The organism is Bifidobacterium sp. M0404 (assembly GCF_016101415.1).
Taxonomy (GTDB): domain Bacteria; phylum Actinomycetota; class Actinomycetes; order Actinomycetales; family Bifidobacteriaceae; genus Bombiscardovia; species Bombiscardovia polysaccharolytica.
On the sequence record NZ_JACFQP010000007.1, the window covers coordinates 1 to 23,568 of the forward strand.

Consider the following 23,568-nt stretch of genomic DNA (forward strand, 5'->3'; position numbering starts at 1 on the left):
ATAACCAGCTCATGGAGCCTCAAACCCACCTCCGGCCCAGCAGAAGGAGGCACCAGGATCACCCTGACCACGCCCACCACATCCGGCATACGCTTCAGCCACATCAGCACAGGGATCATGAATTCCCTGGCCGTGGGCTCCGACGGCAACCTCTACTACTGGGGAGCCTACGGCGGTAAGACTGTATCCTCCAACCGACCGGTCATCGTCAAGCCGCCTGAAGAAGGCGACCGCTTCACCCAGGCCGGCTCCGGCAATGGGTTCTCCGTGGCCCTGGGCTCGGACGGCAACCTCTACAGCATGGGAGGAGGGAACGAACGCGGCCAGCTGGGCAACGGCACCACCACCACCTCTTATGACAAACTGGGGAAAGCACCCCTGCCGACAGGGGTCAGGCAATTCACCCAGATCAGTGTAGGATTCGGCCATTCCCTGGCACTGGACTCGGACGGCAACCTCTACAGCTGGGGGCGGAACGATTGCGGCCAGCTGGGCTATGGCACTACAGATGATAATTCTCATGCCACGCCGAGCAAAGTGAACCTGCCGGCAGGGGTCACGGAATTCACCCAGATCAGCGCAGGCACTGATTATTCCCTGGCCATGGGATCGGACGGCAACCTCTACAGCTGGGGAGAAACCGTTTTCAATGCACTGGGACGCAGCAGCAGCACCACGCCAGCCAACCAACCAGGCAAAGTAACCATGCCGGCAGGCGTCAGGCAATTCACCCAGATCAGCGCAGGATACACCCACTCCCTGGCCCTGGGATCGGACGGCAACCTCTACAGCTGGGGAAACAACACCAGCAGCCAGCTGGGACGCACCCCCACTAGCACCATGCCAGCCAATCAGCCAGGCAAAGTGACTATGCCGACAGGCGTCAAGCAATTCACCCAGATCAGCGCAGGAAACGGTTATTCCCTGGCCATGGGATCGGACGGCAACCTGTACAGCTGGGGAGACAACACCAACGGCCAGCTGGGACGCAACCCCAGCGCAGCGAAAGACGGCACGCCGGGCAAAGTGGCCATGCCGGCAGGCATCACAATCACCCAAGCCAGCGCGCCAAACATGATTAATGGGTACTTTTCCCTGGCCCTGGGCTCGGACGGCAACCTCTACAGCTGGGGAGACAACAGCGCTAGCCAGCTGGGACGCGACACCAGCGGGAAATTCGACTCCAATCCCGGCATGGTCGACTTCCCTGAGAAGCCGAAGCCGACCGGCGTCAAGTTCGGCGGGACAGCGGGCACGAGCCTGACGGACAACAAGGACGGCACCTGGAGCGTCTCCACGCCCCCGCATGCAGGAGGCAAGACCGACGTAACAATCAACTGGAATATGAACGGCCAGCAGCCCGACGCGCACCTTACCTACACCTATATCAACCCCTACACGGTCACCTTCGACAGCGCCGGCGGCAAGCCGACACCGGGCCAGCAGCGGATCACCGAAGGCCGGCAGGCCACGCGCCCGACCAGCAGCCCGTCCAAGGACGGCTTCCTGTTTGATGGTTGGTTTCTCAAGGATGCCGAGGGCAAATCCGATGTGGCTTATGATTTCAGCCAGCCGGTCACCGCGGACATCACCCTGGTCGCGCATTGGAGCCCCGCGGACACCGGCGGCTGGTCGATCAGCCCAGACAAGGGCAACGTGCTGGGCGGCCAGCAGGCGACCATCACCCCGCCCAAACTCGGCCGCGGCATCCGCTTCAACCAGATAAGCGCCGGTGGCTATGAAATCGGAATGGCCAGTGGCTTTTCGGTGGGCGTGGCCAGCGACGGGAACGCCTACGCCTGGGGCAGCAACCAGTACGGCCAGCTGGGCCAGGGCAGTACCAGCAGCAGGCGGCAGAAAACGCCGGTCAGGGTCCCTCTGCCGGCTGGCGTGGATTCCAATTTCACTTACACGCAGGCCGTGGCGGGCGGCTACCATGTGCTGGCCGTCGGCAGCGACGGCATCGTCTACAGCTGGGGGGCCAACAACCGCGGTCAGCTGGGCGACAACACCACCAGCGACCGTTCCAAGCCGCAGCCCGTCAAGGGTGCGGACGGCCAGCCCTTCAAGGCCGTCCAGGTGAGCGCCGGCGCCTACGACTCGGCGGCCATCGACCTGCAGGGGCGCGTCTACACCTGGGGCAGTGAGTGCAACAGCGGCGGCTCATACAGCCTGTCTAGATCAACCCCAACCCTGGTTCAGGATCCGAGTGGTTCGAACGAGGGGCTGCAAGCAGTCCAGGTCGCCGTCGAATGGAGCTTCATCATGGCACTGGACAAGAACGGCACCGTTTATGCATGGGGGTACAACGACTACGGGCAGCTCGGCAACGGCACTAGTGACTTCTCCTATACGAACCAACCCACGCCAGTACAATACCCAGGCAAAACAGGTCAGCCCCTCCAAGCCAAACAAATCAGCGCAGGAAGCTGGAGCGCTCTGGCCATTGATACGACCGATACAGTCTGGGCATGGGGATGGAATGATCGGGGTCAGCTCGGCAACGGCTCCACTGCCGATCGTCAGTACAGCCCCGTTCGGGTACAAGATCCCACAGGCACCAATCAAGGATTCCAAGCCAGCCAAATCTGTACTGGAACGAATCACACCCTGGCCATTGACAAGGAAGGAACAGCATGGGCCTGGGGGGACAACGGCTACGGTCGGCTCGGCAACGGAACCGTCAAAAACGCTCGGACACCAACACAGATAAATGGCTTTCTGCAACAGAACAATGCCGATACGGGATTCAAAGCTGCACGCATTAGCGCCGGAAGCCAGCATTCCCTTGCAATCGGCCAGGACGGCAACGCCTACAGCTGGGGCGACAACCAGTACGGCCAGCTCGGCACCGGAAACGACACGGCACGGAGCAGCAACCCGACCCCAGTGCCATTCAATTCGCTACTGATCACCGGCGTCAGCTTCGACAAGACAGTGGTGAACCCCCTGCAGCAGAATTCTGACGGGTCCGTCTCTTTTGCTACGCCTGTCCATAATCCTGGGCAAGCCGACGTGGTCGTGGACTGGACGCTGGGCGGCGTCAGCCAGACCCAGGAGCACCTGGCCTACACCTACGAGGGCGTCCTGCCCCTGACGGGCGGCAACGGCAGCATGATCCTCCTGCTCGCCGTCGGGCTGCTCGCCGCAGCCGGCGCCGTCGCAGCCGGACGCCACCGGCGGGAAACCCGCGCCCTGCAGGCCTAGAATCTTCACCCGAGTAAGCGGCTGGACTAAACCCCAAGTTAGCCCAGCCGAAGGGTGGCCCCGCCAATCCCCCAACACAACGGAGCCACCCGCCTCTTTGCATCCACCCTTTATACCCCTCTCTGGAATGAGTCAATAAGGTGTGAAGCAGTCTTCATATAGTGTTCAGCCAAGCAGCCCGGCAGGCTGGCTGACGGGCGCTTGGAGCATGCGAACGAACCGTGGTAGCATTTGTATATAGGTTGGGATTGTGTCTGCCATCTATCGGGGGAGCCAGACCGGGGGAGTTCCAAGTACGCGGCAACAGTTCCTGGGAAGGGGATCATGCCGATCATGCGTCAGCATACGAACACGCACAGCCGCAGGGCCATCCTCGTCAGCATGTTGCTCGCCATTATCCTGCCAGCCAGCCTGATTGCCGGAGGACTCGCCACAGCCGACACAGCCGACGGCGAATCCGCTACGGGCGCCAGCACGCCCGCCCTACCGGAAAGCACAGACCAGGAAGGCCGTCACACCCCCGGCACGGACCGGCAAAACCCCGGCGCCACCCCCGCAATGCCCACACCAACCCTGCCGGCCGGCCCCAAGTCTCCGCTGCCCTCGCCTTCGCCCCTGAACACCGCCTCCCCCCTCACCAGCGCCCAGGCCACGCCCAAGAAGCCAAGCGACACCGGCATCCAAAGCAAGACCACCGACAGCCAACCCCAGACACGCGCAGCCTACACCGTCACCTTCAACGACCCCGACGGCAAAACCAACACACCCTCCCAGAGCGTCCCCAGCGGCGGACAGGCCTCCAGACCCAAGGACCCGAGCAGGGACGGCTACCTGTTCAACGGATGGTTCACCGGCAACACCGCCGTCGCTTATGACTTCAGCCAGCCCGTCACCGGCAGCATCACCCTGACCGCCAAATGGACCAGGATAACCAGCTCATGGAGCCTCAAACCCACCTCCGGCCCAGCAGAAGGAGGCACCAGGATCACCCTGACCACGCCCACCACATCCGACATACGCTTCAGCCACATCGAAACAGGAAAAGACTTTGCCCTGGCCATGGGCTCCGATGGCAACCTCTACAGCTGGGGAAACACAACCAACGGGGCGCTGGGACGAGAAACCAACCAAACGCCAGAAAACCTACCAGGCGTTGTCACCCCGCCGACAGGCGTCCGCTTCACCCAGTTCAGCGCAGGCAGTGGTTATTCCCTGGCCCTGGGCTCGGACGGCAACCTCTACAGCTGGGGAAACAACGGTACCGGGCAACTGGGCATAGGCGGTGCTGATTCTAATCAACATAACACGCCGAGCAAGGGGTCCATGCCGGCAGACGGCACGAAATTCACCCAGATCAGCGCAGGATACTATCATTCCCTGGCCATGGGAACGGACGGCAACCTCTACAGCTGGGGAGACAACTCCCTAGGTCAGCTGGGACGCGCCCTCACCAGCACCAGCACGTTGAACGACGGTACGCCGCACAAAGTGAACCCGCCTGCAGGCGTCACACGATTCATCCAGGTCATCGCAGGTGGCGATAATTCCCTGGCCATGGGATGGGACGGCAACCTCTACAGCTGGGGAGACAACAGCAAAGGCCAGCTGGGACGCAGCGCCAGCAGCACGCAAGACGGTACGCCACGCAGAGTGGCCATGCCGGCCGGCATCACAATCACCCAAGGCAGAATCGAAGGCGGCTATTTAGGGGGCTATGCCCTGGGCTTGGGCTCGGACGGCAACCTCTACAGCTGGGGAGACAACAGCAGCCGCCAGCTGGCACGCACCCCCGCCAGCGCCACGCCAGCCAACCGGCCAGGCATGGTCGCCTTCCCCGAGTCTCCCAGGCCGACCGGCATCAGCTTCGGCGGGACTGCGGGCACAAATCTGGCTGCAAACACGAACGGCACCTGGAGCGTGACCACGCCCCAGCATGCAGGAGGCAAGACGGACGTGACCGTCTCCTGGAGCAGGAACGGCCAGCAGCCCGACGCGCGCCTGGACTACACCTACATCAACCCCCACACGGTCACCTTCGACAGCGCCGGCGGCAATCCGGTCCCAGACCCGCAGCGGATCACCATAGGCAAGCAGGCCACACGCCCGACCAGCAGCCCAGCCAAGGCCGGTTTCCTGTTCGACGGCTGGTTCCTCAAGGACGCCAATGGCAAATCCGATGTGGCTTATGACTTCAGCCAGCCGGTCACCGGAGACATCACCCTTGTCGCACATTGGAGCCCCGCCAACACCGGCGGCTGGTCGATCAACCCAAGCAAGGGCAACGCGATGGGCGGCCAGCAGGCGACCATCACCCCGCCCAAGCTGAGCCGCGGCATCCGCTTCAACCAGGTCAGCGCCGGCATCTTGACAAACAACTTCTCCATAGGGGTGGCCAGCGACGGGAACGCCTACGCCTGGGGCAGCAACCAGTACGGGCAGCTGGGCCAGGGCACCACCAGCAGCACTCCGCAGAAGACGCCGGTCAAGGTCCCCCTGCCGGACGGCGTGGCCTCCGGTTTCACCTACACGCAGGCCGCGGCAGGCGGGCACCACGTGCTGGCCATCGGCAGCGACGGCATCGTCTACAGCTGGGGCACCAACGACCACGGGCAGCTCGGCAACGGCAGCCTGGACGCAAATACCCCTCAGACCAGTCCGATGCCCGTCAAGGGCGCGGACGGCCAGCCCTTCAAGGCCGTCCAGGTGAGCGCCGGCTACGCCGACTCGGCGGCCATCAGCCCGGATGGGCGCGTCTACACCTGGGGCAGCGAATACAACGATCACAGCACCTGGGGCACGTCCAAGCGGGCGCCGACCCTGGCCAAGGATCCCGACGGCTCCGGCCAGGGGTTGCACGCGGTCCAGGTAAGCGTCGGCTGGGGCCTCGTCATGGCCTTGGACGCTGACGGCAACGTATATACCTGGGGGTTCAACAACTACGGGCAGCTCGGCAACGGCACAGCCACGGGAGACAACAGCACCACGTATGCCGCCGACCCGGCACGCGTGCCCGACCCCAAGGACACGAGCAAGGCCTTCAAAGCCGTGCAGATCAGCGCCGGAGGATTCCATGCCCTGGCCATCGGCCAGGACGGCGCCGCCTGGACATGGGGGTACAATAAATTCAGGCAGCTGGGGGACGGGTCGACAACCAACAGGCCCAGGCCCAAACTGGTAGGAAACCCCTCAGACTCCAGCCAGCCATTCCAAGTCGCGCAGATCAGCGCAGGCGCGATCCACTCCCTGGCCGTCGACCAGAACGGCACAGCCTGGGCATGGGGATGGAACGTCTACGGCCAGCTCGGCGACGGCACAACCAGCAACCGGTCCACGCCCACGCGCGTATTGCCGCCCGCAGGCCAGGGCAGCGCCGGCACCGGGCTCGCAACAGCACGAACCAGCGGAGGATACTTTCATTCCCTGGCCATAGGGCGTGACGGCAACGCCTACGCGTGGGGCGACAACCAGTACGGCGGGCTCGGCAACGGAAGCGCGACGCAAAGCAGCATGCCGACCCCGGTGGCGTTCAACTCGGCGCTGCTGATCACCGGCGTCAAGTTCGACCAGGCAGCGGTCGGCTCCCTGCAGCAGAACGCTGACGGGTCCGTCTCTTTTGCCACGCCCGCACATAATCCGGGGCAGGCCGACGTCATCGTGGACTGGACGCTGGGCGGGGTTGGCCAGACCCAGGCCCGCCTGTCCTACACCTACGAAGGCACCCTGCCCCTGACGGGAGGCAACGGCAGCATGATTCTCCTGCTCGCCGCCGGGCTGCTGGCCACAGCCGGCGCCGTCGCAGCCGGACGCCACCGGCGGGAAGCCCACGCCCTGCACGTCTAGAATCTTCACCCGAGTAAGCAAGCCGGGCCGCATCCCAAGACGGCCCGGCCAACCAGGGTGGCCCCGCCAATCCCCAACACAACGGAGCCACCCATTCTTTCTGTCCACCCGCCTCTCTATGAGGTCCAGCAAGCACAAACCGGCGGCCCCTCCTACTGCGCAAGGCCGACCTTCCTGAGCTCGTCTCCCATAGGCTGCGGCTGAGCCGTGCGTGGGCATGGCCGGTGTCGTGATAGAGTTGTTGCAGATCAGAGCCGGGATTGCACCCGGCCTCCGGCGGGGAGCCGGTCTGGGGAGTTCAGGAAGCGCTGCTGCGTCTCCTGTGGAAGGGGTTCATGCCTATCATGCGTCAGCATCCGTACACGCACAGCCGTCCGGCTATGGCCGTCAGCCTGCTGCTGGCCGTCATCCTGCCTGCCAGCCTGATCGCTGGAGGCCTTGCCGCAGCCGACACGGCCGACAGCGAGCCTGGCATGGCCGCTGCGCCGGCCATGCCAGGAGGCACCGGGGGGGGGGGGTCGTCAGACCCTTCGCGTAGCTAAGCAAAACCCCGGCACTTCCACCAGTGATGCAACACCTACAACCACACCGGCCACACCACCAACATTCCAGTCACCCCTGGCCACCCCATCACCCCTAAACACAACATCCCCCCTTGCACCCAAACCAGACAACAGCACCGAAGACAAAACCGCCGACAGCCAACCCCAAACACGCGCAGCAACGCAATACACCATCAAGTTCACCGATCCTGAAGGGGGATCCACCACACCAGACCAGCACATCACCAAAGGCATACAAGCCCAAAGGCCAGACGATCCAGCTCGTCCTGGATACGCGTTCGATGGCTGGTTTACCGACAACGTGGCCTACGACTTCACCCAGCCCGTCACCAAAGACACCACTCTGACCGCCAAATGGACTAAAGATTGGAGCATAAGCCCGGTCAAGGGGCTTACAGCCGGCGGCACAAGAGTGGTCCTGACCCCTCCTCCTTCACGTGGAATCCGCTTCGGCCATGCCAGCGCAGGAAACTCAAATTCCGCGGCCTTGGGGTCGGATGGCAGCATATATAGCTGGGGAGGCGAGTCGGGGCGAGACACCAGCGGCATATCGGCCAATCAGCCAGGCATCATCACCCCTCCGGCCGGCATCCATAAATTCACCCAAGTCAGCGCAGGAAACGACTATTCCTTAGCGGTCGGCTCGGACGGCAACATCTACAGCTGGGGAGACAATACGACAGACCAGCTAGGACGAGACACTAGCAAAGCACCGGCAAACCGGCCAGGCATCGTCATTCCGCCGACAACAGGCATCCGCTTCACCCAGGTCAGCGCAGGGGCATGGCATGCCCTGGCCCTGGATGAGAACGGCAACATCTACAGCTGGGGAAGCAATACCAAGGGAGCACTGGGACGAGACACCAGCACCACGCCAGAAAACCGGCCAGGCATCGTGACTTCGCCGACAACAGGCATCCGTTTCACCCAGGTCAGCGCAGGTACTTTCTTTTCACTTGCCATCGATTCGGACGGCAACCTGTACAGCTGGGGAAGCAACGGCGATGGACGGCTGGGACGCACCCCCAGCAGCACTACGCCAGCAGACCGGCCAGGCATCGTTGACCCACCTGACGGAGTCACATCATTCACCCAGGCAAGCGCAGGAAAACTCTTCTCCATAGCCATCGGATCGGACGGCAACCTGTACAGCTGGGGAAACAACGATAGCGGCCAACTGGGACGCGACACCAGCACCACGCCAGAAAACAAACCCGGCAAAGTATCCATACCAGAAAGCAATCAAAACATCATCCAAGCAAGCGCAGGGCTATCTTATTCCCTGGCCGTCGATTCGCACGGCAACCTGTACAGCTGGGGCGACAACACCAGCGGCCAACTGGGACGAGATGCCAGTAGCACACCAGGAAAAAAGCCAGGCAAAGTGCCACCCCCGACTGACAGAGTCAGCTTCACTCAAGCTAGCGCAGGTGTGGCCTCTTCCCTGGCCATGGGATCGGACGGCAACTTGTACAGCTGGGGAAATAACGATAGCGGCCAACTGGGGCGCGACACCACCAAGTCTTCCGCCACCAAGGCGGGCGTGGTCGGCTTCCCTGAGAAGCCCAAGCCGACCCGCGTCAGCTTCGGCGATAAGGCGGGAGCAAACCTGACTGCCAACACTGACGGTACGTGGAACGTGACAACGCCCGCACATCCGGAAGAACAGGTAGACGTAGCCATTTCTTGGACCATGAACGGCCAGCAGCCCGACACGCACCTGGACTACACCTACATCAACTCCTACACGGTCGCCTTCGACAGCGTCGGCGGCAAGCCGACACCAGACCAGCAGCGGATCACCATAGGCAAACAGGCCACACGCCCGACCAGCAGCCCGGCCAAGGACGGCTTCCTGTTTGATGGCTGGTTCCTCAAGGATGCCGAGGGCGATTCCAAGGTGGCGTATGATTTCAGCCAGCCGGTCACCGCGGACATCACCCTGGTCGCGCATTGGAGCCCCGCAAACACCGGCGGCTGGTCGATCAGCCCAGACAAGGGCAACGTGCTGGGCGGCCAGCAGACCACCATCACCCCGCCCAGGCTCAGCCGCGGCATCCGCTTCAACCAGATAAGCGCCAGCCTCGATATGGGTGGCTTCTCAGTTGGTGTGGCCAGCGACGGGAACGTCTACGCCTGGGGCGCCAACGAGGACGGCCAGCTGGGCCAGGATCCAGACAAGACGCCTACGCAGAAGACGCCGGTCAGGGTCCCTCTGCCGGATGGCGTGGCCTCGGGTTTCACCTATACGCAGGTCGCGGCAGGCGGCGCCCACGTGGTGGCCATCGGCTCCGACCAGATTGTCTACGCCTGGGGGGCCAACGACCAGGGCCAGCTCGGCAACGGCAGTAAGGACACACAAAACCATTCCAAGCCCCAGCCCGTCAAGGGCGCGGACGGCCAGCCCTTCAAAGCCGTCCAGATCAGCGCCGGCTCCTCCGACTCGGCAGCCATCGACCCGCAGGGACGCGTCTATACTTGGGGCAGCGAGCACTACGCCGCCTACTCATGCGGCACGGCCAGGCCGACACCGACCCTGGCCAAGGACCCCAACGGCTCCGGCCAGGGGCTACATGCGGTACAGGTCAGCGCCAACTACAGCTTCATCATGGCCCTGGATGCGGACGGCAACGTATACACGTGGGGATACAACAACTACGGGCAGCTCGGCAACGGCACAATCGCAGGAGACTACAGCCAAAAATATGCTGCCGACCCAGCACGCGTGCCCGACCCCAAGGATGCCAGCAAGGCCTTCAAAGCAGTCAGGATCAGCGCTGGAGACTGCCATGCACTGGCCATCGGCCAGGACGGCACCCTCTGGGCATGGGGATACGGTGCCGATGCCCAGCTCGGCGATGGCGGGTATGAGAATCAGTCAACTCCCATGCAGGTACGGAACCCCAAGGACTCCAGCCAGGGATTCAAAGTAGCATGGATCAGCGGCGGCGTAAACAAAACCATAGTCGGCGATGAGAACGGCACAGCCTGGGCATGGGGACTGAACAACTGGGGCCAGCTCGGCATCAACAGCACCAACGACCCGCAGAAGACGCCTGTGCAGATGTCACCGCCTGCTGATCAAGACAACCCCGCCAAGGGATTCACACCCGCACGAGTCAGCGTCGGAGGCCTCCATACCCTGGCAATCGGCCAGGACGGCAACGCGTACAGCACGGGATGCAATTGGTTCGGCCAGCTCGGCAACACCAGCATCCCCACAGGGTTATATGTAGACGCTGCCATAAGCCTTGTGCCGGTACCAGTAATGCTCGGACAACTGCAAATCACCGGTGTCAAGTTCGACAAGACGGCTGTGGACCACCTGCAGCAGAATTCTGACGGGTCCGTCACCTTGGCCACTCCCGCTCACAGTCCGGGGCGGGCTGATGTGATCGTGGACTGGACCCTGGGCGGCGTCATCCAGACCCAGGCCCACCTGACCTACACCTACGAAGGCACCCTGCCCCTGACGGGCGGCAACGGCAGCACGGTTCTCCTGCTCGCCGCCGGGCTGCTCGCCGCAGCCGGCGCCGCCGCGGCCGGACGCCACCGGCGCGAAACCCACAGCCTGCACGTCTAGAATCTTCACCCGAGTAAGCAGCCAGGTCGCATCCCAAGACGGCCCGGCCAACCAGGGTGGCCCCGCCAATCCCCCAACACAACGGAGCCACCCACCTCTTTTTTACCCCTTCCTGGACAGAAATCCTTCCATTCCAAAATTTGACATAACATTTTTTACTTGATTTATCCGGGTGTTGCTTCCGTTTTGGCCCGACCCTGTATGCTAACGTTTGTCTAGCTACCGGGAATGTGCCCGGCACGCAGTCGATGAAAAACTTGGGATTTTCATCATTTGACCGCCTTATCTTGGGAAAGGGGTTTGTAGCGATCATGTGCCATCCGGACGCATCTTCCCGGTCAGCCATTGTTGTAGACCTTTTGAAGGTCATCGTCATTCTTCCAGCCAGCATGATTATCGGCAGCCTCACTGCGGCTGACGCCACCGCGAAAACAATCAACCCACCCCAGCCGACCAAATTGGAAGAAACCGCAACAGAACAACAAAAAGACGCTTCCTTCAGCACAGCAACCCCCGTGGTCGCATCCATGCCGACGACTGCGACATCCGGCCGTCCGCAAACAGCCTCAACGGCGTACCAGGTCATCTTCGACAGCGCTGACGGCAGCAGCATCGACCCGCAGACCATTGCCGAAGGCACCCAGGCCAGCCGGCCCGCCAAGGACCCAACCCGGGAGGGTTACCTTTTCGACGGCTGGTTCACCAAAGACGCCAACGGCGACTCAAAGGTGGCCTACGACTTCACACAGCCGGTCACCACAGACCTGACCCTGACCGCCCACTGGACCAAGGGAACCAGCGCCTGGAGCCTCTCCCCCACCTCTGGGAAAACCACAGGAGACGCCAAGATCACCCTGACCCCGCCCACCAAACCAGAGATACGCTTCAGCCATATTATTCCCGCAAAAATAGAAGGTTCCCAGGCCATCGCTTCGGACGGCAACCTCTACAGCTGGGGAGACAACAACTACATACTGGGAACCCCTGAAGAAGAAAAGCGCACGCCGAGCCTTATCACTCCGCCAGATGGTGTCCACTTCACCCAGGTCAGCACCGGCTACTACCACTCCCTGGCCATCGGTTCGGACGGCAACCTCTACAGCTGGGGACACAACAGTTACGGCGAACTGGGGCGCGAGACCGTAAGCAAGTCCCCGAAAGACGACCCCGAGATAGACAATCAGCCGGGCCTGGTCACTGCCCCGGCCGGCGTCCGCTTCACCCAAGCCTGCGCAGGAAAATGGCATTCCCTGGCCCTAGGATCAGACGGCAACCTCTACAGCTGGGGAGAAAACAAGCACGGTGAACTGGGGCGCGACACGGGTTCGGCCGCATACGACGTCAAGCCAGGCCAAGTGCCTATGCCAGCAGGCATCACGAAAATCACGCAGCTCAGCGCAGGAACCTTCTACTCAATGGCCCTCGACTCGGACGGCGATCTCTACACCTGGGGGGACAACAGTTATGACGAACTGGGACGCGACACCGCTTTGGCGGGAAAAGACGGCCAACCGGTCAAAGTGCCCACCCCGGAAGGCATCACAAAATTCACTTGGATCGCGGCCGGAGAGTGGACATCCCTGGCCACCGGCTCAGACGGCAGCCTATACAGCTGGGGATGGAACGAACACGGCCAGCTAGGACGGGACACCGGCGGCTATCCCTACCGTGACGGCAGACCGGGCAAGGTGACCATGCCGGCAGGCGTCGCAAAATTCACCCAGGTCAGCACAGAACTCAGGCATACCCTGGCCCTGGGATCGGACGGCAACCTCTACAGCTGGGGAGAAAACAATCGGGGCCAGCTGGGACGCGACACCGGATCAGCTTTATACGGCACCAAGCCAGGCAAGGTCACCGTGCCGACAGGCGTCGCAAAATTCACCCAGGTCAGCGCAGGCTATTCCCATTCCCTGGCCATCGGCTCGGACGGCAACCTTTACAGCTGGGGAGAAAACAAGTACGGCCAGCTGGGACGCCGCACCAGCGGCAACTACGACAGCCGTCCCGGCATGGTCGCCTTCCCCGAGGATCCCAAACCTGACAAGGTGAGTTTCGGTGGGACGCCCGGCACGAATCTGACCGCCAACACGGACGGCACCTGGAGCGTCACCACACCCAAACATGAGCATGGCAGGGTGGATGTGGCCATCACCTGGAAAATGAACGGCAAGCGTCCAGACGCGCATCTGCCCTACAGGTACCTGGGCACTTACCTTATCGCTTTCGACCCCGCCGGTGGCAGTGGGTTCTACCTCCAACTCGTGACGGAGGGCGACCATGTGAAACGCCCCGCCAAGGATCCAACCAAGAGGGGCTACCTGTTCGACGGCTGGTTCACCGGCGATACAGCCTACGATTTCAGCAGGCCGGTCACCGGCAAGGTGAACCTGACCGCCCACTGGAGCAGTGCCGACACCAAGTGGAAGCTCGACAAGGCCAGCGGTCCCGAATCAGGCGGCCAGACCGTCACACTGACCCCGCCGATGAAACGCGGCATCCGCATCAGCCAAGTCGACGGAGGAGACCTCCATTCCGGGGCTGTGGGCTCCGATGGCAGCCTCTACACCTGGGGCGACAACAGCAGCCATGGGCAGCTGGGCCGCGACACCGCCGACAAGCAGGACAGTCATCCCGGCAGAGCGGAGGCCCCTGCAGGCGTCAACTTCGTACATGTCAGCGCAGGCTATGGATTTTCCGTGGCCCTGGGCTCCGATGGCAGCCTCTATACCTGGGGAGATAACAGCCGAGGCCAGCTGGGCCGTGCCGTCACCAGCAGCAAACCAGCCAACAGGCCCAACAAGGTGGAGTCCACGGCAGGCATCACCTTCACCCAGGCGAGCGCAGGCGAATCGCATGTGGTAGCCGTGGGCTCGGACGGCAACCTCTACACCTGGGGAGACAACAGCGCCGGCCGACTGGGCCGCGACACCAGCAGCATCCCGGCAAACAAGCCTGGAAAAGCCGACACTCCGGCAGACGTCACTTTCAGTAGCGTCAGTGCAGGCTGGTGCCACACAGTGGCTCTCGACACTCAGGGGAATGCATACACCTGGGGTGGCAACACCCACGGCGAACTCGGACGCAGCACCACCAGCTCTCCGGCAGACAAGCCCGGTAAGGCCGACGCACCTGCAGGCATCATCTTCACCCATGCGAGCGCAGGCAGAAGCCACTCCGTGGCCATAAGCGACGACGGCAGCATCTACACCTGGGGCAATGCCGACAATGGACAACTGGGCCGCGACACCAGTAGCACACCTGCTGACAAGCCAGGCAAAGCCAACATCCCGGCAGATCTCGCCTTCACCCAAGCCAGCGCAGGAGACGAACATTCCATCGCCTTAGGTTCCGACGGCAACCTCTACACCTGGGGAGACAACAGCCATGGGCGCCTGGGCCGCGACACCAGCAAAACCCCGGCAGACATGCCAGGCAAAACCGATACGCCGGCAGGCATCACGTTCACCCAAGCCAGCGCAGGAGCATGGCACAGTCTGGCCCTGGGCTCTGACGGCAACCTCTACAGCTGGGGAGACAACACCAATGGTCAGCTGGGCCGCGACGCCGGCAACACCCAGGCCGCCAGCCCGGCCATGGACAATTTCCCCGGGCAAGGCACCCCCACGCATGTCCTGTTCGACAATGTGGAAGCCCCTGACCTGACCAAGAACCACGACGGCACCTGGACGGCGACCACGCCGGCACACATGCCCGGCACGTCAACCGTCACCATCGACTGGAGGCTGGATGGAGCAGCCCAAACCCCCGATACCAGCAACACGTATCGGTACACCTCCATCAGCCTGCTGCCCTCGGCAGGAGGAGGCGGCCTGCTTCCCCTGTTAGTCGCCGGGCTGCTCGCCTTCGCATGCGCTGCAGCAGCCAGACGCCACCGGCTGGGAACCCTCAGCCGACAACAATAAAGACTTCTCTTGTGTAAGAAGGTCCGGGTTATCACTATCCCCAACACAAAGCCCGGACCACAGGGGTGGCCCCAACTCCCCCGACGCAATGGGGCCACCCATATACTTCCTTCAGACCGGCAATGGCATCGCATGGCAACATCGCCAATATGGACAATGGCTTATACCGCGACATTACCGTATATGTATCGCTACAATTATCGTCAGCAACGCCGACGACTCAGCCACCACAGGCCTGTCCGAACGGCACCCCGAACACCGCCGGCGAATCGTCGCAAGGAGGAGCCATGACCGACGCACGCCATCAATCCCAATCAGCGCAAAACCATCCTGAACCGGATGTCCGCTTCGCACCATCCCAGGTCCGACTGACCCCCGGCAGCATCTACGCCGATGCACAGCAGGCCGGCTCGGACTACCTGCTGAGTCTGGATCCTGATCGCCTCCTGGCCCCCTACCGGCGCGAGGCAGGTCTGCCCGCCAAAGCGGATCCATACCCCAACTGGGAGTCCATGGGTCTGGACGGCCACATCGGCGGCCACTACCTGTCCGGACTGGCGGCCTATTGGCAGAGTCTGCAAACCTGGCCCTTCCTGGAGCGCGCCACCCGCATGCTGACCGGCCTGCTCGAGTGCCAGGATGCCTCGGGCGACGGCTTTCTGGGCGGCATGCCTCACAGCGCCGAGCTCTTCCAGAACCTGCGGCAGGACCACGTGCAGGCCCAGTCCTTCGATCTGCTGGGCTCCTGGGTGCCCCTCTACAACCTGCACAAGCTCTTTGCCGGCCTGCTGGACTGCTGGCAGTCCTTCCAAACCAAGAGCGCCTCCGACATGGCCCGCGTTATGGTCCTGCGCTTGGCCGACTGGTGGTGCGACCTGGTGGATAATATCGACGAACAGAATTTTCAGACCATGCTGACCTGCGAGTACGGAGGCCTGAACGAGGCTTTCGCCCGCCTCTATCAGCTGACCGGAAAGGACCGCTATCTCCGCCAGGCCCGTCGCTTGACCGATCGTCCCTTCTTCGAGCCGCTGGCCGCCGGCAAGGACCAGCTGACCGGCCTGCACGCCAATACACAGATACCCAAGGTCCTGGGATACGAGCGTCTGGCCGAGATCACCGGAGACGAGGCCTTCCGCAAAGCCGTGGACACCTTCTGGCATGGGGTGGTGGACAAGCGCACGGTCTCCATCGGGGCCCATTCCGTCTCCGAGCATTTCAATCCACCCGATGATTTCTCGGCCATGGTCACCTCCCGCGAGGGCCTGGAGACCTGCAACAGCTACAACATGGCCAAGCTGGCACTGCGCCTTTACGACCGCACCGGACAGGCCTGCTACCTGGACTTCTATGAGCGGGTCCTGGTCAACCACCTGGTCTCCACGGTGGGCATCCGCGAGCATGGCTTCGTCTACTTCACCCCCATGCGACCCCGGCACTATAGGGTCTATTCCAGCGCACAGCGTTCCTTCTGGTGCTGTGTGGGCACCGGCCTGGAAAACCACGCCCGTTACGGCGCCATGATCTTCGAGCGCCGACCCGGAAAGGATCTCGAACAGGAATCCGCGTCTCTCGCGGTCAACCTCTTCATCCCCGCCAGCCTGGACTGGTCCCAGCGCGGGCTGCGGATCAGCCTGGCCTACGCTCCCGGCCCCGGGACCACCAATATTGGATGCCTGGATCTAGAAGCAGACGACCAGAGCCAGCAGACTCTGGACCTCTACCTGCGCCATCCCTGGTGGCTGGAGGATGCCAGCTACCGGATCAAGCAAGGCCAGGCAAATATGACCGTCGAGCCAGTGAAGTCCGATTCGGATGGCGGCCCCCGCTTCGACCACCTGCATCTGACTTGGACCGGCCGAGTGAGCCTGGAGCTGTGCCACCAGGTCCGGGTGACTGCCGAGCCGCTGCCCGACGGTTCGGACTGGGTCAGCCTACTGCGCGGGGTCAAGGTCATGGCCGCCCGCAGCGACGATGCCGACCTGATAGGCCTGAAGGCTGACGACTCCCGTGCCGGGCACATCGCCTCCGGCCCCCTGCGTCCGCTGGGCGACCTGCCCGTGCTCCAAGGAGCGCCCCAGGACTTCCTGCTACCCCACCCCCAGGACGACGGCGCCATAGAAGTGGCCGTCTCCAGACCCATGACCGGAAAACAAGGGTGGACCGATTCGCGCCTGCTACTGGTCCCCTTCACCTCCATCGAAGCCTCGCGATACTCGGTCTACCTACCCTGGGCGAAGGATGGCGATAAGGACCGTGTTCGCCGAGCCCTGGAAGAGATCGATGCACAGGAGCAGGCCCATGAGCTGCAGGTCTGCGACCGGGTGGACTGCGGGTCCCAGCAGTCCGAAATCGACCACGAGTATCAGGGCAGGAATGACCGGCAGGAGCTGATTGAGGGAATCAACACCCGTCACGCCCTGGCCGGGGGCTGCTTCTCATACCGGCTGCGGGATGCCACCGGCGGCGCGAAAATGTTGGAGGTTGCCATGCGGGACCAGCACAGCGCCGCACCCTACTCCCTGCGGACGGAAGGCCTGGAATTGGGCCAGCCCGTAAGAAGCCGCGAAAACGGCAGCATACTGGACCGCTACCCCCTGACCGGTCATGGATTGAACGCTCTGCCCGACCGGGCTGTCAGGGTACAGGTCCAAGCCGGAGACGAAGGTCCCACCCCTGATCTGCTGACTCTGGCACTGATTCGCGGTTGAAGAGTTCAGGACCGGGCTGTGCTGCCAGCCTCCACCAGTGTGAAGGGCAGGTCCACCTGCTCAGGCTGATGTCTGCCGGGCGGGTCCTTCATCCGAGCCATGAGCAGTCCCAGGCACTCAGCCGCTACCCGGTCAGTGTCTACGCGAATGGTCGAAAGGGCAGGTGTGAGGAAGCGGGACACTTCCAGCCCGTCGAAACCAATCAGAGCAACCTGCTCGGGCACTCGCACACCATGTGCACCCAGCGCGTGCAGGGCCCCGATGGCCACCACATCCGTCAGGGCAAAGACCCCGTCAAAATCCCTGCGGCGAGCCAGCAGAGCGACCATGGCCTGGTCGGCGCTACCCTGATCCCAGTCACAGTCGACCACATCTTCAGGCCCCAGGCGGATTCCATGACCTTGTGCTGCCTGCATGGCACCCAAGAGCCGCTGTTCCCGCCCTCGGATGGACCGAGCCAGTTGGTCCGGGGTTTTGTAGGCGGCGCCAAGAACCAGAATCCGCCGGCAACCTTGGTCTATAAGATGCTCCACTGCCGCCTGGGCACCCTGGCGGTTAGGACTGCGCACGGTGTCTACGGACCGGTCCAGCCGCGGGCCGTCGAAAACCACCAAGGGATAGCGCCGATTGAGCGCGATGATAGAGTCAGCGGACAGGGCCGGCGCGGACAGGATGGTTCCCTCGCAGAATTGTGTGGCGATGTCTGCCACCATGGATGACTCGTAACTGGCCATCTGCCGCGTCTGCTGGATTAGCGTCTGATACCCCATGCTGAAGGCCTGATCCGATACCGCCGCCGCCAGGGCCGCCGAGAAGGGCGAACGGTCCAGCTCCACAGTGGAGAAGCCGATGATTCCGGACCTTCCCGAGCTGAGCCGCCGGGCCGCCAGATTGGGCCGGTACCCCAGACGTTGCGCCGCCTCCAACACCCGACGCGCCGTGGCGGGTTTGACTGAGGATTTGCCCCGTAGGGCGTTGGATGCAGTCATCCGCGAAACCCCGGCCTCACCGGCCACATCGTCCAAAGTCGTCACTATGGTCGTCGCTTCCCTCACGCCTGATATGTCAGCTCATTCTATCGCCAGACAGACAAGGACTTAAAGATAAATATCAGTTAACAGTGCACTGCTAACGCGTCGCTTTCGTTACTGCCGCGGTTGGTCAACAATACAGCTATATGTTGTTTCGATGGTATGGTGAGTGCTGGGATGTTGAGGATCTGAGCGGTTTTTGTCTTGGCCTTTTCGACTGGTGCAGGGCTGGCGCTGACACACCGGACAGCTTTTCGACAGACAAGACGTTTGTAGGCAAGCGATGAGGGCTTCGCTTGCTGTTAGCGGAGGGGCTTTGATTTCATGCGTCTGGTTTCTCGTCTGCGTCGCGCATCGGCGATGATGCTCGTCCTGCTGAGCCTGCTGGCAGGCCTGGCAACAGCTTCCGCCAACGCGGACGATGTCGCTTCCGCCGGGCCGACGGACGCTCCTGCGAATATCGGGCGAAGTCTACAGACACCTGGTGTAGCTGAGCAAACCCCTGCCGCCCTCCCCAGCAACGGAACAGACATCCCACTAACCTCGCCATCGCCTATACAAGCTACCCCGTCAACGACGGACTCGCCTGATAGCACATCCGATAAGACAGATAATCAGGCCGCGCATGTGGTGCGTTTCGACCCTGCCGACGGCAGCAAACCGACACAGAAGAGCGTGAAAACCGGGACTCTCGCCTCACCTCCGGAACACAACCCTGTACGTGATGGCTTCCGGTTCGATGGATGGACGCATGACGGCCAGCCCTACGACTCGCAGACCCCCATCCTCCAGGACACAACCCTGAAAGCCCAGTGGACCAAAGTCACAGACTGGACGCTGAGCCCGGATCATGGGCCCGCCTCCGGAGCCCGCCTGGCCATCAACCCGCCCGACAAGCAAGAACCACGTTTCAGCAATATCCACAGTACAGGCGAGCAGACCGTCGGCCTGACCGGCGACGGCAGCATCTACACTTGGACGAAAGACAGCACACCCAAGCAGGTGCCCTCCCCCGCCTATGCCGCCGAAGGGTTCCACTACCTGCAGGCCACAGCCGGCAGCCGTTGGCGGGCCGCCCTCGGATCCGACCAGCATATTTACACATGGACCAGCCAACAAGCAACGCCCACCATCCTTGACACCGGCCACAACACCCACTTCACTAGCATCAGCATCAACGATGACCGACTCCTAGCCGTGGACGAGCAGGGCCGGGTCCACGCCTACCAGGACAGCCAGACCGGCAGCCAGGACCCGACCCCGAAATTCACCGAACAGGCCACGGCCAGCCTGCCCGGGCAGGCGCAGGCCGTGACCGCCGTGGCCTCCGACCAGCGGATTCTCATCCTGGACACGGACGGGCAAACCTGGACCTGGGACGCGAACAGCACAGGAAAAGCCAAGCTCGAACGCATTAAACAAGACCAAGGCATGCGCATCATCCAAGCCCACGCTCCCAGCCAAGGGGTCCTCCTCCTGGACGCGGACGGACACGCCTGGTACCTGGCCGACAGCTCGACCAAAATAACAGCAGCCAGCCTGCCGGAAAGTATGAAAGCCCGCTCAATCACCACCAACAGAAACCAGGCCATCATCACCGGCAAGGACGGCCAAGTCTGGGCCTGGAAGCCCGGCAGCAAACCTGTGCGCGCGGACGACGGGAGCCGGCGGTACATGCAGGCCGCCGAAGCCGACGGCAGGATCACCGCCACCAGCAGACAAGGCCGCCTATACCAGTGGAGCCCGGACGCTCAAGGCAAGCCCGGCAAGCCGACAAGGACCAACACCACACAGGCACCCATTCTGGAAACAGCCAGCATGGACGGCCAGCCCCTCAAACTCAGCAAGACCGGCGACGCCTGGCAGGCGGACATGCCCGCCCGCGAGCCCGGACCAGCCCCAATCACCATCACCGGCAAACAATACGGCCAGCCCTTCACCAAGAGCCTGGACTACACGGTCGGCCAGCCACTGACCAGAGACGCCACAGCAGACACCACCCATACAGTCACCTTCGACACAGGCGAAGCAAGCACCAAACCCGAAGACCAGCAGGTCCCCTACCCGTACGGCAGGGCCAAACGACCCTCCCCCGACCCGACACGCGACGGCTACCAGTTCGACGGATGGTTCACCGGCAACACCGCCTACGACTTCAGCACACCCGTCACTGAAAACATCACGCTCACCGCCCACTGGACCAGTAAAAACCCCAGAACCACGTGGACCATCAGCCCCGACAGGGGCAGCCAGTTCGGCAACGAAACCACCACCATCACCCCGCCAGACAGTGCCAGCGGCGTTAAATTCAACCAAATCAGCAATTCAATTGGATCTGGCAATATGCACAATAGTGTTTCCTCGGCTGTGGGCAGTGACGGGAACGCTTACGCATGGGGAGACAACGGGTATGGCCAGCTTGGCAACGGGTCGGCCACGACCACCAAGCAGAAAACGCCGGTCCCGGTGAAAAAGCCTGCAGGCGTGTCTGATGACTTTACCTATGTGCAGGTCAGCACCGGATACCGGCATTCACTGGCCTTAGGCAGCGACGGATACGTATACGCCTGGGGAGACAATACATATGCCCAGCTCGGCAACAACACCAGTGGCGGATATTCAGCGGTTCCCGTGCGTGTCTGTGATCCTTCTACACATTCCAATGTAAATACGGGGCTGAAGGCCATACAGGTTGACGCTGGAGGCGAGCATTCACTGGCAGTCGACAAGGAAGGTAATGTCTGGGCATGGGGACGCAACGACTATGGTCAGCTCGGCAACGGCACCAGCAGCAAATACTCGAGCGCTCCCGTACGCGTGTGCGATCCAGAACATCCTACGGATGCAAGCAAAGGGCTGGTGGCAATAAAAGTAGCTGCGGGAGGAGCCCACTCATTAGCGATTGACAAGAACGGGGACACCTGGGCTTGGGGATTCAACAGTTATGGTCAGCTTGGCAACGGCACCAGCAGCGGCTTCAACGGTGCGAATCCTGTTCCTGGGCGCGTGCGCGATCCGAACCATCCCGATGATACAAGCAAAAATTTAAAAAGCGTTCAAATCAGCGCTGGTTTTGAGCATACCATTGCAATCGATGCCCAAGGGAACACCTGGTCATGGGGATGGAATTATTGGGGCGAACTCGGGCAAAACACGAAGACTGACAGAATCTTTGTTCCAACGCAGGTATACAATCCCGACAATCCCTCTATCGCCTTCAAAGCCAGCCAAGTCAGTGCAGGATATGACACTTCCCTAGCTATAGATATCAATGGGGTTGCATGGTCGTGGGGACGAAACGATTACGGCCAACTTGGTTATACCAACTATGACAGTTCCACTGTTCACAGACAACCAGCAAAAGTGCGAAATCCTGCATCCCCAAACAACACTGATCTAAGTCTGAACAGCACTCTGGTCAGTGCGGGAAATTGGGATTCTCTGGCTATCGGCAAGGATGGATACACGTATGCATGGGGATACAACGGCTATGGTCAGCTCGGCAACAACAGCGAAAAAGATGCCTATGCCCCGGTGTTAGTGGAGTTCAACCTGTCTCGGGTGATCAGCGCAGCCAGGTTCGACTCTAGCCCCGGCACGAATCTGACCAATATCAACAACAGCAACAGCGTCACCGTGCTCACGCCTGCGCATGTGCCGGGCACGGTCACGGTCAGCGTGGACTACACGATGGGCGGCTCAGGACAGACTCTGACCGATACCTCCCTCAGATACACGTACCTGTCTGCAGGTGTGCTCCCCCGGGCCGGAGGGGAAGGCATCATGCTCGCCCTGGCTACCGGCATGACCGGCATGGGCGCAGTGCTGGCATCCCGCCGCCACCGGAGAGAACAACACCGCCTATTGCACGCTTTGCACGAGTAAGAAAGGCCGAGGGCATATATCACCCCCCTCCCACCTTCTGCCAGAATAAGGGGAGCAGGGAAGCAAGCGTCACTAAACGCTCAAATCCCCAAGTGAGCCGACGCCCCTCCCGCGTCCCCACCACACTTATTGATCAACCACACGACAGCGATAAAGGAAGCAACTGCTCTTGACGTTGGAGGTTATTGTTTCGTGTCAGGAACAAAACCTATGGTTGTTTGCTACTTGTTACCATGCTTGTCTGGGTCGTCTTTTTGCAGACCAAGCAAGAGCAAGCTTCTATAGTCGGCTGCTTTGAGATGCTGAAACCCCCGCCGATTCCGTTGTTTATCAGCGTTCTATGGCCAATCAGTGATGAATATCGTGGCGGGGGCGAGATTCAATAGGGTAATGCTCACGCAGCGCTTTCACCAGTGATGCGATTAATCGGAATTATTGTGCTGCCGTAAAAACCGACGATGACACGGTCTATAAACCAGATAATTCCAAATCACTTACCACAAATTACTTCGTGTGTTGCTTTTTAACTTGGTGGTATGGTGAAAATAGGGGTGTCGGAAAACAGATGGCTTTCCGCTATGGCTCGTGCAATCTGATGCTGAGTCGGCATTGAAAGACAGAAGGACTTTCCGACAGACAAGACGTTATGTGCAGGCGGCTTTGACACCGCTTGACGTTTGGTGAAGGGGTTTTGGTTTCATGCATATGGTTTTCCGTCTGCGCCGCATCTTGGCAATGACGACCGTCCTGCTGAGCCTACTGACAGGTTTGAGCGTCGCATCCGCCCAGGCGGACGCTCCTATACTCACCGGGGGGGGGGGG

General features: G+C 61.8%; 8 protein-coding genes. 7 read left to right on the forward strand and 1 reads right to left on the reverse strand.

Going from position 1 to position 23,568, the window contains the following annotated elements; genetic code table 11:
* From H3T93_RS08845 to H3T93_RS08865, 6 genes are all read left to right on the forward strand, one after another.
* Positions 1–3,207 (forward strand): RCC1 domain-containing protein (locus H3T93_RS08845; protein WP_198214756.1); only part of this gene is annotated, 3,207 nt, incomplete at its 5' end.
* A 333-nt stretch (positions 3,208–3,540) separates the two neighbouring features.
* Entirely contained in the window at positions 3,541–7,047 is a 3,507-nt protein-coding gene (locus tag H3T93_RS08850) for an RCC1 domain-containing protein (RefSeq protein WP_198214757.1), read from the forward strand.
* 344 nt (positions 7,048–7,391) lie between these two features.
* The gene (locus H3T93_RS09210; RefSeq protein ID WP_144176723.1) at positions 7,392–7,589 is read left to right on the forward strand and encodes a hypothetical protein; all 198 of its coding nucleotides are present in this window, start codon (positions 7,392–7,394) and stop codon (positions 7,587–7,589) included.
* A 193-nt stretch (positions 7,590–7,782) separates the two neighbouring features.
* Positions 7,783–11,193, forward strand: a complete 3,411-nt coding sequence (locus tag H3T93_RS08855; protein ID WP_332461928.1) for an RCC1 domain-containing protein — start codon at positions 7,783–7,785, stop codon at positions 11,191–11,193.
* Between the two features lie 311 nt (positions 11,194–11,504).
* A complete protein-coding gene (locus H3T93_RS08860) occupies positions 11,505–15,119 on the forward strand; it encodes an RCC1 domain-containing protein (protein WP_232348796.1) in 3,615 nt (1,204 codons plus the stop codon).
* 287 nt (positions 15,120–15,406) lie between these two features.
* Positions 15,407–17,830 (forward strand): beta-L-arabinofuranosidase domain-containing protein, encoded by a 2,424-nt coding sequence (locus H3T93_RS08865; protein WP_186363853.1) that lies wholly within the window; start codon positions 15,407–15,409, stop codon positions 17,828–17,830.
* Between the two features lie 5 nt (positions 17,831–17,835).
* Here H3T93_RS08865 and H3T93_RS08870 read toward each other — a convergent pair whose 3' ends face one another.
* On the reverse strand, positions 17,836–18,885 hold the full coding sequence (locus H3T93_RS08870; protein ID WP_144176719.1) for a LacI family DNA-binding transcriptional regulator: 1,050 nt from the start codon (positions 18,883–18,885) through the stop codon (positions 17,836–17,838).
* 300 nt (positions 18,886–19,185) lie between these two features.
* On the opposite strand from H3T93_RS08870, the gene H3T93_RS08875 reads away from it, so the two are divergent.
* Positions 19,186–22,746 (forward strand): RCC1 domain-containing protein, encoded by a 3,561-nt coding sequence (locus H3T93_RS08875; protein ID WP_144176718.1) that lies wholly within the window; start codon positions 19,186–19,188, stop codon positions 22,744–22,746.
* Positions 22,747–23,568 lie beyond the last annotated feature (822 nt).

Coding starts and splice junctions, on each gene's coding strand:
- H3T93_RS08875 (WP_144176718.1), top strand. CDS start 19,186: ATGCGTCTGGTTTCTCGTCTGCGTCGCGCATCGGCGATGATGCTCGTC.
- H3T93_RS09210 (WP_144176723.1), top strand. CDS start 7,392: ATGCGTCAGCATCCGTACACGCACAGCCGTCCGGCTATGGCCGTCAGC.
- H3T93_RS08860 (WP_232348796.1), top strand. CDS start 11,505: ATGTGCCATCCGGACGCATCTTCCCGGTCAGCCATTGTTGTAGACCTT.
- H3T93_RS08850 (WP_198214757.1), top strand. CDS start 3,541: ATGCGTCAGCATACGAACACGCACAGCCGCAGGGCCATCCTCGTCAGC.
- H3T93_RS08865 (WP_186363853.1), top strand. CDS start 15,407: ATGACCGACGCACGCCATCAATCCCAATCAGCGCAAAACCATCCTGAA.